The organism is Streptomyces sp. NPDC001514 (assembly GCF_053597075.1).
On the sequence record NZ_JBSFHO010000041.1, the window covers coordinates 56,939 to 72,406 of the forward strand.

The 15,468-nt window shown below is 71.2% G+C and carries 15 protein-coding genes; 11 read left to right on the plus strand and 4 right to left on the minus strand.

All coding sequences use genetic code 11. From position 1 onward, the window contains the following. Window positions 1–70: 70 nt before the first annotated feature. Window positions 71–919 (minus strand): hypothetical protein, encoded by an 849-nt coding sequence (locus tag ACWCXB_RS32235; protein WP_450727319.1) that lies wholly within the window; start codon window positions 917–919, stop codon window positions 71–73. Between the two features lie 40 nt (window positions 920–959). Here ACWCXB_RS32235 and ACWCXB_RS32240 point away from each other — a divergent pair, with 40 nt between their 5' ends. From ACWCXB_RS32240 to ilvD, 4 genes are all read left to right on the plus strand, one after another. Next, window positions 960–1,892, plus strand: coding sequence for a Ppx/GppA phosphatase family protein (locus ACWCXB_RS32240; protein WP_450727320.1), 933 nt, complete (start codon window positions 960–962; stop codon window positions 1,890–1,892). Between the two features lie 32 nt (window positions 1,893–1,924). Continuing rightward, window positions 1,925–2,749 (plus strand): sugar phosphate isomerase/epimerase family protein, encoded by an 825-nt coding sequence (locus tag ACWCXB_RS32245; protein WP_450727321.1) that lies wholly within the window; start codon window positions 1,925–1,927, stop codon window positions 2,747–2,749. Beyond that, complete coding sequence (locus tag ACWCXB_RS32250) at window positions 2,746–3,360, plus strand: TetR/AcrR family transcriptional regulator (protein ID WP_450727322.1); 615 nt, start codon at window positions 2,746–2,748, stop codon at window positions 3,358–3,360. The genes ACWCXB_RS32245 and ACWCXB_RS32250 overlap by 4 nt, the downstream gene beginning before the upstream one ends. Before the next feature lie 212 nt (window positions 3,361–3,572). Then, window positions 3,573–5,423, plus strand: coding sequence for a dihydroxy-acid dehydratase (ilvD, locus tag ACWCXB_RS32255; protein ID WP_450727323.1), 1,851 nt, complete (start codon window positions 3,573–3,575; stop codon window positions 5,421–5,423). A gap of 81 nt (window positions 5,424–5,504) precedes the next feature. Here the strand turns inward: ilvD and ACWCXB_RS32260 are convergent, their stop codons facing one another. After that, window positions 5,505–7,751, minus strand: a complete 2,247-nt coding sequence (locus ACWCXB_RS32260; RefSeq protein ID WP_450727324.1) for a protein kinase domain-containing protein — start codon at window positions 7,749–7,751, stop codon at window positions 5,505–5,507. A gap of 127 nt (window positions 7,752–7,878) precedes the next feature. Between ACWCXB_RS32260 and ACWCXB_RS32265 the strand changes: the two genes are divergently transcribed. The 6 genes from ACWCXB_RS32265 to proC all read left to right on the plus strand — a co-directional run bounded on the left by ACWCXB_RS32265 (window position 7,879) and on the right by proC (window position 12,163). After that, entirely contained in the window at window positions 7,879–8,205 is a 327-nt protein-coding gene (locus tag ACWCXB_RS32265; RefSeq protein WP_450727325.1) for a peptidase, read from the plus strand. Between the two features lie 33 nt (window positions 8,206–8,238). Next, complete coding sequence (locus ACWCXB_RS32270; RefSeq protein ID WP_450727326.1) at window positions 8,239–8,805, plus strand: hypothetical protein; 567 nt, start codon at window positions 8,239–8,241, stop codon at window positions 8,803–8,805. Between the two features lie 141 nt (window positions 8,806–8,946). Next, window positions 8,947–9,627 carry a class I SAM-dependent methyltransferase gene (locus tag ACWCXB_RS32275; RefSeq protein ID WP_450727327.1) on the plus strand — a complete coding sequence of 227 codons (681 nt, stop codon included), beginning with the start codon at window positions 8,947–8,949 and terminating at the stop codon, window positions 9,625–9,627. Further along, the gene (locus ACWCXB_RS32280; RefSeq protein WP_450727328.1) at window positions 9,617–10,408 is read left to right on the plus strand and encodes an ABC transporter ATP-binding protein; all 792 of its coding nucleotides are present in this window, start codon (window positions 9,617–9,619) and stop codon (window positions 10,406–10,408) included. The genes ACWCXB_RS32275 and ACWCXB_RS32280 overlap by 11 nt, the downstream gene beginning before the upstream one ends. After that, window positions 10,405–11,226 (plus strand): ABC transporter permease, encoded by an 822-nt coding sequence (locus ACWCXB_RS32285; protein ID WP_450727329.1) that lies wholly within the window; start codon window positions 10,405–10,407, stop codon window positions 11,224–11,226. The genes ACWCXB_RS32280 and ACWCXB_RS32285 overlap by 4 nt, the downstream gene beginning before the upstream one ends. A 127-nt stretch (window positions 11,227–11,353) precedes the next feature. Then, on the plus strand, window positions 11,354–12,163 hold the full coding sequence (proC, locus tag ACWCXB_RS32290) for a pyrroline-5-carboxylate reductase (protein ID WP_450727330.1): 810 nt from the start codon (window positions 11,354–11,356) through the stop codon (window positions 12,161–12,163). A 3-nt stretch (window positions 12,164–12,166) separates the two neighbouring features. Here the strand turns inward: proC and ACWCXB_RS32295 are convergent, their stop codons facing one another. After that, on the minus strand, window positions 12,167–12,754 hold the full coding sequence (locus tag ACWCXB_RS32295; RefSeq protein ID WP_450727331.1) for a cysteine hydrolase family protein: 588 nt from the start codon (window positions 12,752–12,754) through the stop codon (window positions 12,167–12,169). Between the two features lie 74 nt (window positions 12,755–12,828). Here ACWCXB_RS32295 and ACWCXB_RS32300 point away from each other — a divergent pair, with 74 nt between their 5' ends. Then, complete coding sequence (locus ACWCXB_RS32300) at window positions 12,829–13,830, plus strand: GlxA family transcriptional regulator (RefSeq protein WP_450727332.1); 1,002 nt, start codon at window positions 12,829–12,831, stop codon at window positions 13,828–13,830. Here ACWCXB_RS32300 and trpS read toward each other — a convergent pair. After that, window positions 13,797–14,795: a tryptophan--tRNA ligase gene (trpS, locus tag ACWCXB_RS32305; RefSeq protein ID WP_450727333.1), complete on the minus strand. Its 999-nt coding sequence runs from the start codon at window positions 14,793–14,795 to the stop codon at window positions 13,797–13,799. The two genes, ACWCXB_RS32300 and trpS, sit on opposite strands and share 34 nt — an antisense overlap. Window positions 14,796–15,468: the final 673 nt, after the last annotated feature.

Here is a 15,468-nt window from a genome sequence, read left to right on the forward strand (position 1 = left end):
CGTTTCTCCGGGTCGGGGCGCCCCGGTACGGGTGCCCCGTCGGTACGGTGCCTCGCCTCTCGCCCGATCCCTACGCCCGCTCAGGGTCCGCCGGATGCGGAGCCACCAGCGGCAGCGTGCTCGCCAGCCGTGCCTCGCACAGCTCCACCAGCACGTCGTACGCCGCCTTGCCCATCAGCTCCGTGAGCTCCGGGCGGTACGTCACGTACACCGGCTCACCGGCGCCGTGCGCCGACGTGGCGGACGTGCACCACCAGTGGAGGTCGTGGCCGCCCGGCCCCCAGCCCCTCCTGTCGTACTCGCCGATCGAGATCTGGAGGACCCGCGTGTCGTCCGGGCGGTCGATCCAGTCGTACGTACGGCGCACCGGCAGCTGCCAGCACACGTCGGGCTTCGTCTCGAGCGGCTCGCGGCCCTCCTTCAGGGCCAGGATGTGCAGCGAGCAGCCCGCGCCACCCGCGAACCCCGGGCGGTTCTGGAAGATGCAGGAGCCCTCCCAGCGGCGGGTCTGGCGGTCGCCGTCCTCGTCGACCTCGACCCAGCCCGACTCCGTACCCACGTCGTGGAACTGCCACAGCTCCGGCGTGAGCCGCGCCACATGCCCCGCGACCCGCTTCTCGTCGTCCTCGTCCGAGAAGTGCGCCCCGAGCGTGCAGCAGCCGTCGTCAGCGCGGCCCGCCTGGATGCCCTGGCAGCCGCTGCCGAAGATGCAGTTCCAGCGTGACGTCAGCCACGTCAGATCACAGCGGAAGACCTGTTCGTCGTCCGCGGGGTCGGGGAACTCCACCCAGGCCCGGGGGAAGTCCAGCCCCTTCTCGTCCGGCTGGTCGCGCCGGGAGCTGTTCTTGGCGGGCTTCGCTGCCTTCGAGGATTTCTCCTGGACGGCTTTGCCCGGCTTCGTCTTTTTCGTCTTTGGCACGAGTCAAGCGTATGCGCGCGGCCGCAGTAGCGTTCCGTACATGAGACTCGGAGTCCTCGACGTCGGTTCGAACACGGTGCACCTGCTGGTGGTGGACGCGCACCCCGGTGCCCGCCCCCTCCCCGCCCACTCACACAAGGCGGAGTTGCGCCTTGCCGAACTCCTCGAAGGGGACGGAGCCATCGGCCCCGAGGGCGTCGACCGGCTGATCGCCACGATCATGGACGCCCTGCAGGCCGCCGAGGACAAGGGCTGCGAGGACATCCTCCCCTTCGCCACCTCCGCCGTCCGGGAGGCCGCCAACGCCGACCAGGTGCTGGACCGCGTCAGGACCGTCACCGGTGTCGACCTGACGGTCCTCACCGGCGAGGAGGAGGCCCGGCTCACCTTCCTGGCGGCCCGCCGCTGGTTCGGCTGGTCCGCGGGCAAGCTCCTCGCCCTGGACATCGGCGGTGGCTCGCTGGAGATCGCGTTCGGCATCGACGAGGAGCCGGACGCCGCCGTCAGCCTGCCCCTCGGCGCCGGCCGGCTGACCTCGGCGATGCTGCCCGACGACCCGCCGGACCCGCAGGACGTCCGGGCGCTGCGCCGCCATGCGCGGGCGCAGATCGCCCGTACGGTCGGCGAGTTCAGCCGCTTCGGAAAGCCCGACCACGTCGTCGGAACGTCCAAGACCTTCAAGCAGCTCGCCCGCATCGCGGGCGCCGCACGCTCGGCCGAGGGCGTGTACGTACAGCGTGAACTGAGTCGTGCGTCACTGGAGGAGTGGGTCCCCAAGCTCGCGGCGATGACCGCGACGCAGCGCGCGACGCTCCCCGGGGTCTCCGAGGGGCGCTCGGCGCAGCTGCTCGCGGGGGCTCTGGTCGCGGAGGGCGCGATGGACCTCTTCGGCGTGGATGAGCTGGAAATCTGTCCGTGGGCGTTGCGCGAGGGCGTGATCCTGCGCCGCCTGGACCACCTCCCCACTCCCTGATGTCGTCCCGTAAGGCCCGTACGCTGTCCCTCGTGGCAGAACCAGTGGTGCGCATCCCGGATGCGAAGGTCGCCCTGTCGACGGCCTCGGTCTATCCGGAGTCGACGGCGACGGCCTTCGAGGTCGCCGCGCGCCTCGGCTACGACGGCGTCGAGATCATGGTGTGGACCGATCCCGTCAGTCAGGACATCGAGGCGCTGCGCCGGCTCTCGGACTACCACGAGGTGCCGATCCTGGCCGTCCACGCGCCCTGTCTGCTGATCACCCAGCGGGTCTGGTCCACCGATCCGTGGGTGAAGCTGCAGCGCGCGCAGGCGGCCGCAGAGAAGCTCGGTGCGTCCACCGTCGTCGTCCATCCGCCGTTCCGCTGGCAGCGGCAGTACGCACGCGACTTCGTCTCGGGCATCTGGCGCATGGCGAACGAGACGGACGTGCGCTTCGCCGTCGAGAACATGTACCCGTGGCGCTACCGCGACCGCGAGATGCTCGCGTACGCCCCGGACTGGGACGTCACCAAAGAGGACTACCGGCACTTCACGATCGACCTCTCGCACACGGCCACCTCCCGTACGGACACGCTGGCCATGCTCGACCGCATGGGCGACCGGCTCGGGCACGTCCATCTCGCGGACGGCAAGGGGTCGGCGAAGGACGAGCACCTGGTGCCGGGGCGCGGTGACCAGCCGTGCGCCGAGGTGCTCGAGCGGCTTGCCCGCACCGGTTTCGACGGCCATGTCGTCATCGAGGTCAACACTCGGCGGGCGATGTCGGCGGCGGAGCGCGAGGCCGACCTCGCCGAGGCGCTGGCGTTCACCCGGCTGCACCTGGCTTCGGCGGCCCGGGTCACGGGCTCATGACCCCCGGCGCGGCGCCCCGCCGGCGTGGCCGGCCCGCCCGCAAGGAGTCGGACACCGGCCCCGGCGCCCGTGAGCGGATCCTCCAGGCGGCCCGTACGGAGTTCGCCGAGCGTGGCTACGACAAGACGTCCGTCCGCGGCATCGCCAAGGCCGCAGGCGTCGACCCGGCCCTCGTGCACCACTACTTCGGCACGAAGGACGAGGTCTTCGCGGCCGCCATCGAGGTCTCCTTCGAGCCCGCGCTCGTGATCCCGGCGGTCCTGGGGGAGGGGACGGAAGGCATCGGCGAGCGGCTCGCGCGGTTCTTCATCGGGGTCTGGGAGAACCCGGCGACCCGCGCCCCGCTGCTGGCGATCATCCGGTCCGCGATGACGCACGAGGCGGCGGCCAAGGTGCTGCGCGGGTTCGTCCTGCGGCGACTGCTGGAGCGGGTGGCGGGGGAGCTCGACGTACCGGACCCGAAGTTCCGGGCGGAGCTGGCCGCCTCGCACATGATCGGCATCGTGATCCTGCGGTATGTGATCCAGGTGGAGCCGCTGGCCTCGGCGGATCCGGAGGAGATCATCGCGATGGTCGCGCCGACGCTGCAGCGCTACCTGACGGAAGGCTGAGCCTGGGCCCGGGCCGGTCCGGGCCTGAGCCCGGCGCGGGGGAAGGCCGGCCCGGTTGCAGGCCCTGGTCGTAAGCCCCGGTTGACGGACGCCCTTTCCCCGGGATGCCCGAAGGGCGGAACCTCGTCCCGCATTCCGGACAACGCGTCCAGATCTTGGAGCAGCGGCGTACGCTCGACTAGAGCCAGAACTGTCTGAAGGAGCGAGCGACGATGCCCGAGCTGAGGTCCCGCACAGTCACCCACGGCCGCAACATGGCGGGTGCCCGCGCCCTTATGCGGGCGTCGGGCGTAGCGAGCGAGGACATCGGCAAGCCGATCATCGCCGTCGCCAACTCCTTCACCGAATTCGTGCCGGGCCACACCCACCTCGCCCCGGTCGGCCGGATCGTCTCCGACGCGATCCGCGCCGCGGGCGCCGTCCCGCGCGAGTTCAACACCATCGCGGTCGACGACGGCATCGCGATGGGCCACGGCGGCATGCTGTACTCGCTGCCCTCCCGGGACCTGATCGCCGACTCCGTCGAGTACATGGTCGAGGCCCACTGCGCGGACGCGCTGATCTGCATCTCCAACTGCGACAAGATCACCCCCGGCATGCTGATGGCCGCCATGCGCCTCAACATCCCGGCGATCTTCGTCTCCGGCGGTCCGATGGAGGCCGGCCAGGCGACCCTGGTCGACGGCACGGTCCGCAAGCTGGACCTGATCAACGCGATCGTCGACTCGGTCAACGAGAACGTTTCGGACGAGGACGTCCTCCGCATCGAGGAGAACGCCTGTCCGACCTGCGGTTCCTGTTCGGGCATGTTCACCGCCAACTCGATGAACTGCCTCGCCGAGGCCATCGGCCTCGCCCTCCCCGGCAACGGCTCGGTCCTCGCCACCCACACCGCCCGCAGGGCCCTGTACGAGAACGCGGGCCGTACGGTCGTCGAGATCACCAAGCGCTACTACGAGCAGGGCGACGAGTCGGTACTGCCCCGCAACATCGCCACCCGCGAGGCCTTCGAGAACGCGATGGCCCTCGACATCGCCATGGGCGGCTCGACCAACACGATCCTCCACCTGCTCGCCGCCGCCCAGGAGGCCGAGCTCGACTACGACCTGACGGACATCGACGCCGTCTCGCGCCGCGTCCCGTGCCTGGCCAAGGTCGCGCCGAACGTCGCGCCCGGCGGCACGTACTACATGGAGGACGTCCACCGGGCGGGCGGCATCCCCGCCATCCTCGGCGAGCTCTACCGCGGCGGGCTGCTGAACGAGGACGTCCACACCGTCCACTCGGCGTCGCTGGCCGAGTGGCTCAAGACCTGGGACGTCCGCGGCGGCTCCCCCTCCGCCGAGGCCGTCGAGCTGTGGCACGCGGCCCCCGGCTGCGTCCGCTCCGCCACCGCCTTCTCGCAGTCCGAGCGCTGGGAGTCCCTCGACCTCGACGCCGAGAACGGCTGCATCCGCTCGGTCGAGCACGCCTACTCCAAGGACGGCGGCCTCGCCGTCCTCAAGGGCAATCTGGCCGTCGACGGCTGTGTGGTGAAGACGGCCGGTGTCGACGAGTCGATCTGGACCTTCGAGGGCCCGGCCGTCGTCTGCGAGTCCCAGGACGAGGCCGTCGACAAGATCCTCTCGAAGGTCGTGAAGGAGGGCGACGTCGTCGTCATCCGCTACGAGGGCCCGCGCGGCGGTCCCGGCATGCAGGAGATGCTCTACCCGACCTCCTTCCTCAAGGGCCGCGGACTCGGCAAGGCCTGCGCCCTGATCACGGACGGCCGCTTCTCCGGCGGCACGTCGGGTCTGTCGATCGGCCACGCCTCCCCGGAGGCCGCCTCCGGCGGCACGATCGCCCTCGTCGAGGACGGCGACCTCATCCGCATCGACATCCCCAACCGCTCGATCGAGCTCGTCGTCGACGACGCCACGCTGGCCGCCCGCCGTGAGGCCCTGGGCGGCGTCTACGCCCCGAAGGACCGTGAGCGCAAGGTCTCGGCGGCTCTGCGCGCGTACGCGGCGATGGCAACGAGCGCGGACAAGGGCGCGGTCAGGGACGTGTCGCAGCTGGGCTGAGCCCGATGGGTGGTCGTGCCTGCCCGTCCCGCCCAACCGGACGGGCGGCACAACCAGCACCGGCCCTGCGCTCGGGCACCGTCACCAGCCCGCCGGGTCCTCGGCATCGACGGCGAAGACGGATCCGTCCGGGGCGGTCGCGACGACCCTGCCGGGTGCGGTGACGGGCTCGGGCAGCACCGATGTGTAGGCGGAACCGTCCTCGTTCATCCGGGGCTTCGTCTGCCCGAGCTGCACACCGCGCCCGGCGTCGACCGCCAGCAGCCGCCCGTCCGCACCGCTCAGATAGATCCGGCCGCCGTCGACGACGGGCCGCGAGGACCGGGTCACATACGTCTCCAGCCGCCACCGCTGCGCGCCGCTGCCCGCCGTGTCCACGGCAAGCAGCGATCCCCCCGCGCCCACCAGATACACCGTGCTGCCGGTCGCTGTCGCCTGGGCCTGGTCGACGTCGACGGGCAGCGGTACGCGCCGGACCTCGCGGGTCGCGGTGTCGAGGCGTACGACAGCGGTCGTGAAGCCGTCGGAATCGGCCGCCAGGAGGTGGAGCGAGCCCTCCGCGGCCGGTCCAACGGGCGACAGCGCACCGCTCAGCCGCTTCTCCCAGCGCACATCGCCGCTGGCGGCGGAGACGGCGCTGATCAGCGTGCTCGCGCCGCTGGCCGTCGGCGTGACCGCGAAGACGGTGCCCGAACCGTCGGGTGCCGGCGCCCACTGCGTACCCGGCGCGCCGCGCCGCTTCCGCCAGCGCTCCTCACCCGTCGCGCTGTCGAGCGCGCGTACGGTCCCGTCCGCGCCCATGAGCAGGACGGAGTCGTCGACGTGGGCGAACGTCGCGTACGAGGCGATGTCCATGCTCCAGCGGGTGGCGCCCGACTCCGGGTCGAGGGCTTCGAGCCGTCTTCCGTCCGCCGTGGCGACGTGCAGCAGCCCTCCGGAGAGCACGGGGGCGGTGCCGTCGTACGCCGAACCGGCGGAGGCGGTGGCGGACTTCCGCGACCAGAGCGGTGTGCCGTCGGTCGGGGTCAGGCGCGAGGCCATGACGCCGGGCGCGGAGCAGTACAGCGCCTCGCCGTGGGAGGAGCAGACGGGCGGCCGGTGCGTCCTCGCGCCCTCCGCGAGGACAGCCTGCCAAGGCCTGAAGGCCTGCCCGGTGCCTGTGCCTGTGCCTGTGCCGGTTCCGGTGCCGGCGGTCGTCGGAGCCCGATCCGCCCGGCCGGAGTCGGTCGTGGCCATGCGGACGCCTGCGTACGCGCCCGCGAGCAGACTGACGAAGGCCGCGCCGACGACCGCGTACCGCACACGGCGTGACCGTCCCGGCAGTCCCGGCAGCCATGGCCACCGCGGCCGCTTCGACTTCGACGGCCCGGCGGCTGCGCCGGGTCTCGCCTGCGCCGCCTCGGCGTTCGCGTCGCCGCCCGGGCCGTTACGCCGCCCACGCCCCTCACTCCGCTCACTCCCGGGCACCCGCTGCAGCGGGATGAACGCCGTCGCCACGTCCCCCGCCGGCGCCCGCAGCTCCGCCATCACCTCGCCCGGTGTCGGCCGGTCCTCGGGATCCTTGGCCAGACAGCGGGTCAGCAGCGGCAGCAGCTCGGCGGGGACCCCCGCCAGATCAGGCTCGTTGTGCACGACCTGATACGCCACGATGTACGGGCTGTCGGAGTCGAACGGGCCGCGCCCGGTCGCCGCATGCACGAGCACCGCGCCCATCGCGAAGACATCGGCGGCAGGGCCGACGTCGCGGGGCCGCTGGAACTGCTCCGGCGCCATGAACGGAGGGGTGCCGATCAACTTCCCCGTCTCCGTACGCAGATCGCTGTCCGACGGCCGCGAGATCCCGAAGTCGATGACTTTGGGCCCGTCGGCCGCGAGCAGCACATTGCTCGGCTTGAGATCGCGGTGGACCACGCCCGCGCGGTGGATGTCGCGCAGCGCCTCCGCGAGCCCCGCGCCCACCCTGCGCAGTTCAGCGACGCCCAACGGGCCGTTCCGCTTGACGCGTTCGGCGAGGGTCGGCCCGTCGATGAACAGCGTCGCCATCCACGGCCGGGCGGCGTCCGGGTCGGCGTCCACGACCGGCGCGGTGAAGGCACCGCTCACCCGGCGGGCGGCGGCCACCTCTTGCCGGAAACGGGCCCTGAACTCGGGATCCGTGGCGTGTTCCGCATGCACCACCTTGATCGCGAGGCGCAGCCCCGACGCGGACGTGGCCAGATGCACGACGCCCATGCCGCCCGAGCCCAGGCATTCCTCGAGACGGTACTGCCCTGCGTGTTCCGGATGTTCCGCTTCCGGGACCGGCCCGGTGCTGCGCAGCGGTGACATCGCCCACCCCCGTGTTCTGCGTCCGCAAGCGCGACTCACGGAGCCTAGTCGATGGTTCGTAGGAGACCGACGCGGCTTGCTAGCCTGCGCGGCGCACTGCTTTTCGGACAAACGGGGGAGGCCGGCCATGGCCGTCGAAGGAACCGAACAGACAGAAGAGACCGGGCAGGTGGAGCTCGCCGCGGCGGCGGCCGAGACCTTCACGGTGCGGCGCTACCCGGTGGCCCCGGGCTACCGCGTGAACGTCCGCAGCGGACCGGGCACTCAGTACCGGATCGTCAAGGTGCTGCCGTACGGTGCGAGCGTGCCGATCAACTGCCAGACGCCGGGCGAGACGGTGACCGGCCCCTACGGGACCACGAACCTCTGGGACAACATCGCCAACGGGCAGTTCGTCTCCGACGCGTACGTGAACACGGGCAGCGACGGCTACGTCGCGGTCCGCTGCTCCTGACCGGGGCGGTTCCACCACGGGGATAATCGACCCGTGAGCGAGAACCACGACGACAACCCGGGCACCCCCGGCAAGGGCGGCGACACCGGTACCGGTGCGGGCTCGGCAGGCGCCGCCCCCCGCACCGGTCCGCAGCCGGAGCCGATCCGTTTCTTCGGCACCACCTGGGCGGACCACGACGGCGGCTACGCCCTCCGCCGCGCCGCCGTCGCCGTCGGCTCCCTGGCCGCGGCCGTCGCCGGATGTCTCGTGCTCCGGTTCGGCTATCAGGGCCTGGAGATCGCCAAGGTCGGCGGCTTCGTCAACGCCCTCGTGATCGCGATGTTCGCGATCTGCAGTGCGATCGCCTTCCGCAAGACCTGGGAGGGCTTCACGCGCCGCCCGGCCGACCCGGCCCGCGAGGAATCCCTCCGCAGCCTTAAGGCGATCGGCTTCATCGGCTCGCTCCTCGCGTACTTCTTCCGCTCGCTCACCGAGGCCCCGGGCGAGAAACTGCACCGCACGGAGTACGAGACGGCCGTCGCCCAGTTCGAGAAGCGCCGCAACACCCGCGCGGGCAACCCGGCGGCCCGGAAGAAGCCGAAGCCCCGCCGCCGCTAGCGACACCTGCGCCAGGATGAGGCGCATGACGCAGGGGAACACGCCTCACGGCAGCGGCGCGCACGGGCACGACCCGCACCCGAACCACGCGCACGTCAGCGCCCCTGACGGGCCGGGACCGGGACCGCCTCCCACGCCCTCGTGTTCGACTCCGTCGCCTCCCAGTACTCCGCTGCCCGACCCGGCTGTCCGGCCGCGCTCTACGACGCCGTCGAAGAACTGACCGGCCGCCCCATCAAGGGCTCCCGCGTCGTCGACGTCGGCGCCGGAACCGGCATCGCCACCCGCGTACTCCGGGACCGCGGCGCGCACATCGTCGCCGTCGAGCCCGGCCACGCCATCGCGGGCGAGCTGCGCCGCGCGCTCCCCGGCGTACCGCTTCTGCGTGCCGTGGGGGACGCGCTGCCGCTCGCCGACGGCACGGCCGACCTCCTCACGTACGCCCAGGCCTGGCACTGGACCGACCCCGCCCGCTCCGTCCCCGAGGCCTTCCGCGTTCTGGCCCGCCCGCACGGTGCCCTCGCCCTCTGGTGGAACGTCCCGGACCCGGACACCTCCTGGACCCGCGCCCAGGAGGCCCGCCTCGCCGACCGCCTCCCCGGCTACCACGCCCACACCGTGACCACCTCAGGCCGCCCGCATCATCCGCGGCCTCGCCCCGGCGCTCGCGCCCGTTCACCGCAGACTCCACTGGAACCGGCGCGTGTCCGTCGACGCCCACCTCGCCAACCTCGGCAGCCCCCGCACCCACCCATGCTCGGCACGAACCACTGTCTTGACGCCCACCCCACCCCGGAGCATTATTCATCGCATGATGAATAATGCTCCGGGGGGCGCCGAGGGCGCCGGAGGCCCCGCCATCCACGCCCGCGCCCTCACCGTCGTACGAGGCTCCCGCTCCGTCCTCCGCGCCCTCGACTTCGACGTCCCGCCCGGCCAGATCACCGGCCTCCTCGGCCCCTCCGGCTGCGGCAAGTCGACCCTCATGCGTGCCGTCGTCGGCACCCAGGCCAAGGTCACCGGCACCCTCGAAGTCCTCGGCCGCCCCGCCGGCGACGCCTCTCTCCGCTCCCGTATCGGCTACGTCACCCAAGCCCCCTCCATCTACGACGATCTGACCGTCCGCCAGAACCTGGACTACTTCGCGGCGATCCTCGACCCCGGCCGCGCCGCCGCCGACCGCCGCCGGCAGAACGTCACCCGGGCCATCGCCGACGTCGACCTCGCCGACCACGCCGAAGCCCTCGCCGGGAACCTCTCCGGCGGACAGCGCAGCCGCGTCTCGCTCGCCGTCGCCCTCCTCGGCACTCCCGAGCTGCTCGTCCTCGACGAGCCCACCGTCGGCCTCGACCCGGTCCTCCGCCGCGATCTGTGGGACCTCTTCCACCGCATCGCCGCCGACCGCGGCACCACGATCCTGGTCTCCTCGCACGTCATGGACGAGGCCGAGCGCTGCCACCGCCTCCTGCTCCTGCGCGAGGGCGAACTCCTCGCCGACGACACCCCCGACGCCCTCCGGCACCGCAACGACACCGCGACCGTCGAGGACGCCTTCCTCCACCTCGTCGACACGGCCAACGCCCTCCAGGAGACCGCCCGATGAACACCCCCACCACGAGCACCAGCCCCACCACCGCCGCGCCCGTGCGCCCGACAGGATCCGCGCCCCGATCCGCCCCCGCCATCTCGGCTGCCCGCACCCTCGCCACCGCCGCCCGCGTCCTCCGCCAGCTGCGCCACGACCCGCGCTCGATCGCCCTGATGCTCCTGGTGCCGTGCGTGATGCTCTTCCTGCTGCGCTACGTCTTCGACGGCACCCCGAAGATCTTCGACTCCATCGGCGCCTCGCTCCTCGGCATCTTCCCCCTCATCACGATGTTCCTGGTGACCTCCATCGCCACCCTGCGTGAGCGCACCTCCGGCACCCTGGAACGCCTGCTCGCCATGCCCCTGGGCAAGGGCGATCTGATCGCGGGCTACGCCCTGGCGTTCGGACTGCTCGCCATCGTCCAGTCCGCTTTCGCCACCGGACTCGCGGTCTGGTTCCTCGGCCTCGACGTCGTCGGCTCGCCTTGGCTGCTGCTCCTCGTCGCCCTCCTGGACGCCCTGCTCGGCACGGCCCTCGGCCTGTTCGTCTCCGCCTTCGCCGCATCCGAGTACCAGGCGGTCCAGTTCATGCCGGCCGTGATCTTCCCCCAGCTCCTGCTCTGCGGCCTGTTCGTCGCCCGCGACCAGATGCAGCCCGTCCTCGAAGGCATCTCCAACGTCCTGCCCATGTCGTACGCAGTCGACGGCATGGACGAAGTGCTCCGCCATACCGACGTCACCGCCGACTTCATCCGCGACGTGCTCATCGTCGCCGCCGTCGCCCTCCTCGTCCTCGCCCTCGGTGCGGCCACCCTCCGCCGCCGCACCCCGTGACCGCCCCTCGGACACCACCGACACCACAGCCGGCCCGGTGCAAGGATGTCCATGTGCTTGGACGCACGGTCCAAGCACATGGACGACCGCACGAACCGCACGCACCACCCCCGGCGAGGTGACCCGCATGACCCAGACAGTCGCAGTCCTCGGTACCGGCAAGATCGGCGAGGCCCTGCTCAGCGGCATGATCCGGGCCGGCTGGCCCGCCGCAGCCCTGCTGGTCACCGCCCGCCGCGCCGAGCGGGCGGAGGAGCTCCGTACCCGCTACGGCGTCGAGGTGGTCACCAACGCGGACGCCGCCAAGCGCGCCGACACCCTCATCCTCACCGTCAAGCCCCAGGACATGGGCAAGCTCCTCGACGAACTCGCCCCCCATGTCTCCGCCGACCGTCTCGTCATCAGCGCCGCGGCCGGTATCACCACCTCGACCATCGAGGACCGCCTCGCCCCCAACACCCCTGTCGTCCGTGTCATGCCGAACACGCCCGTCCTCGTCGACGAAGGCATGTCCGTCATCTCCGCCGGCAGCCACGCCACCGCCGAACACCTCGCCCACACCGAGGAGATCTTCGGCGGGGTCGGCAAGACCCTCCGCGTCCCCGAGTCCCAGCAGGACGCCGCCACGGCCCTCTCCGGCTCCGGCCCGGCCTACTTCTACTTCCTCGTCGAGGCCATGACCGACGCCGGCATCCTCCTCGGCCTGCCCCGCGCCCAGGCCCACGACCTGATCGTCCAGGCCGCCATCGGCGCCGCCGTGATGCTCCGCGACTCCGGCGAACACCCGGTCAAGCTCCGCGAAGCCGTCACCTCCCCGGCCGGCACCACCATCAGCGCCATCCGCGAGCTCGAGAACCACGGGGTGCGCGCCGCCCTCATCGCCGCCCTGGAGGCCGCCCGCGACCGCAGCCGCGAGCTCGCCTCCGGCAACAGCTGAGGCTCACCGCGCGGCAGCGGCGACCAACTCCTCCGTCCCCACCACCGTCGCGAACCCACCGCCGTGCAGCGACACGGCGGTGGCCCGCGCCAGCTCCTCCGCGCTCAGCGTCCACCCCCACGGCCCCACGAGGTCGAACGTGTGCGTCGCATCCAGCGCGAAGAGCACCTCGTAGCCGAGGTTCCCTCCCATGCGCGCCGTTGTCTCCGCGCACATGTTGGTCTGGATCCCGGCCACCACGAACTGCCGCACCCCCTGAGCCTCGAACCACGCCCGCAGATCCGGTGTCCCGTAGAACGCCGAGTTCACGGTCTTCGTCACCAGCAGCTCGGCCCCGCTGCCCTGCCCCCTCCTCTTCTCCACGTACTCCTTGAAGCCGTTCCCCTCGTACCCCGGCCGCAGCGGCGACCCGGGCTTCGAGGAGTCGTGCCGTACGAAGACGACCGGCCTCCCACTCGCCTGCCATGCGTCGATCAGCGACGCGATGTTCTCGTCCGCCCCCGGATTGTTCCGAGGCCCCCAGAACTCCTCCTCGTCGAACCCCCTCTGCACGTCGACGACAACCAGCGCTGCGTTCTCTGCGATCTCCATACCCTCGATGCTGCCGCTCCGGACGGCCCCGTCACAGAGGCGCAAAAGACAGCGATCGATGGTTTACTGCCACCATGGTGATCCGGTCGGCCCCACCAGCTCAACGCATCGCGCTCCTCTCCTTCCCCGGCATCCGCGCCTTCGACGTCTCCGTCATCAACGAGGTCTGGGGCGTCGATCGCACCGACCGCGGCGTACCGCTCTTCGAACTCCGCCGCACCGGAACCGACCACACCCCCATCCCCATGCGCGGCGGCCTCAGCCTCACCCCCGACCGCACCCTCGCCTGGCTCACCCGCGCCGACCTCATCGTCGTCCCCGGCCTCGACGACCACGTCACCCCCGCTCCCTCACCGGTCCTCGACGCCCTCCGCCGCGCCCACCACCGAGGAACACCGATCGCCGCACTCTGCGGAGGCGCCTTCACCCTCGCCCAGGCCGGCCTGCTCGACGGCCGCCGCGCGATCACCCACTGGAACCTCACCGACCTCCTCCGCGAGCACCACCCCCAGGTCACCGTCGTCCCCGACGCGCTCTTCCTCCAGGACGCCAACCTCTGGACCTCCGCCGGCACCGCAGCGGGCATCGACCTCTGCCTCCACCTCGTCCGCATCACCCACGGAGCCGAAGCCGCCGCCACGATCGCCCGGTCGATGGTCACCGCCCCCTTCCGCACCGGCACCCAGGCCCAGTTCATCGAGCACCCCACCCCACGCGCCGACCGCGCAGCCGACACCCTCACGGCCGTACGGGACTACGCCCTCGCCCACCTCGAGGAACCCCATACCGTCGCGTCCCTCGCCGCCCGCGCGGGCATGTCCTCCCGAACCTTCGCCCGTCACTTCCAGGCCACCACAGGAACCACCCCGCTCCACTGGCTCATCACCCAGCGCGTTGCCGCCGCTCAGAAACTCCTGGAACTCACCGATCACCCCATCCCTGAAGTCGCCCGCCGCACGGGCTTCGGCAGCGAGGTGACCATGCGCCAGCACTTCGCCGCTCACCTCGCCACCAGCCCCCGCGACTACCGGGCCGCCTTCCGTCAGCCGGCCGGAAGCAGCCCGATCGCCTCATAGGCGCGATCCACCAGAGGACGGGCCATCGCCCGGGACCGCTCGGCCCCCGCCCTCAACACCTCGTCCACATGTCCCGGATCGGCCGCCAGTTCCGCGTGCCGCTCCCGCAAGGGCCTCAGCAGCTCCACCACCGCCTCGGCCGTGTCCTTCTTCAACGCGCCGTACGACTCATATGCACCGGCCAAGGCCTCCGGGTTCCCGTCCTCACAGGCGGAGAGAATCTCCAGCAGATTCGCCACCCCCGGCCGGCCCGCCCGGTCGTACTCGACGCCCTGCCCGCTGTCCGTCACAGCCCGCATGATCTTGCGACGGATCACATCCGCGTCATCGAGGAGATAGACGATCCCGGCCCCGTTCTCGTGCGACTTCCCCATCTTCGACGCCGGGTCCTGCAGATCCATCACCCGCGCCCCGACCTCCGGATGTGTGGCCCTCGGCACCGTGAACACATGCCCGTACCGCTGGTTGAACCGCACCGCCAGATCCCGGGTCAGCTCGACATGCTGCGCCTGGTCGTCCCCGACCGGCACCTCGTCCGTCCCGTACGCCAGGATGTCCGCCGCCATCAGCACGGGATACGTCAGCAGTGATAGCCGCACGCTCTCCCCGGCTGCCCGCGCCCGCGCAGCCTTCTCCTTGTACTGGATCATGCGCCGCATCTCGCCGTCCGCGGCCGTGCACTCCAGCAGATACGAGAGCCGGGCGTGCTCATCCACATGACTCTGGACGAACACGGTGCACCGCTCGGGATCCAGCCCCGCCGCCAGCAACAGCGTCGCCGCCTGCCGACTGAGCCTCTGTACCCGCGCCGGATCGTGCTCGACCGTCAGCGCATGCAGATCCACGACGCTGAACAGCGCGTCCGCCCGATGCTGATCCACCTCGACCCACCGTCGTACGGCCCCGAGATAGTTGCCCAACGTCAGGTGCCCCGTCGGCTTGACCCCGCTGAAGATCCGCGCCATCTCTGTCTCCCTCTCCTGTACCTGTCGGAGCCGCCGCCATCAGCGACCGAGGCCCCCGGAGGGAGAAACGCGAACGGCCGCCGAAGCGGCGGCCGTTGAGCGCATGCGTGTCTGCCGGCCGCCGTCAGGCGGCCCACCACTGCTGGGTGCGCGCATGCGTAGTCATGCGGTCGAGGATACGCCCTGAGGTCTGGGGTTGACATGAGGAACCCTGATCCGTAGTGTTCTCCGGGTTGTCCGACGTGAGCACCCGACTCCGGTCGGCCCCGGACAGCCATTCCGCAAGAACCACTCCAAGCGAGCGATATTCTGTCGCCGCGCTTTGCGTGCGCTTTTGCGAAATGAGGAATCCGCGTTCGAACGAACGCAGCCCGATTAGCGTCGGGGGCCGAGATTCCGCTAAAGTCTCACTCGTCGGAACGGCCGGACGGCCGGGAAGACACCCCCCTCTGACTGGGAATCAGGCCCGAAAGGATCTGATAGAGTCGGAACCGCCGGAAAGGGAAAGCGCGAAAGCGAAGAACGGCCCGGCAGCCCGCTCCAGCGGGTGGCAGAAACGGAAATCGGATCTGCTAGGCTGGAAACACCGAAGGGAAGCGCCCGGAGGAAAGCCCGAGAGGGTGAGTACGAAGGAAGCGTCCGTTCCTTGAGAACTCAACAGCGTGCCAAAAAT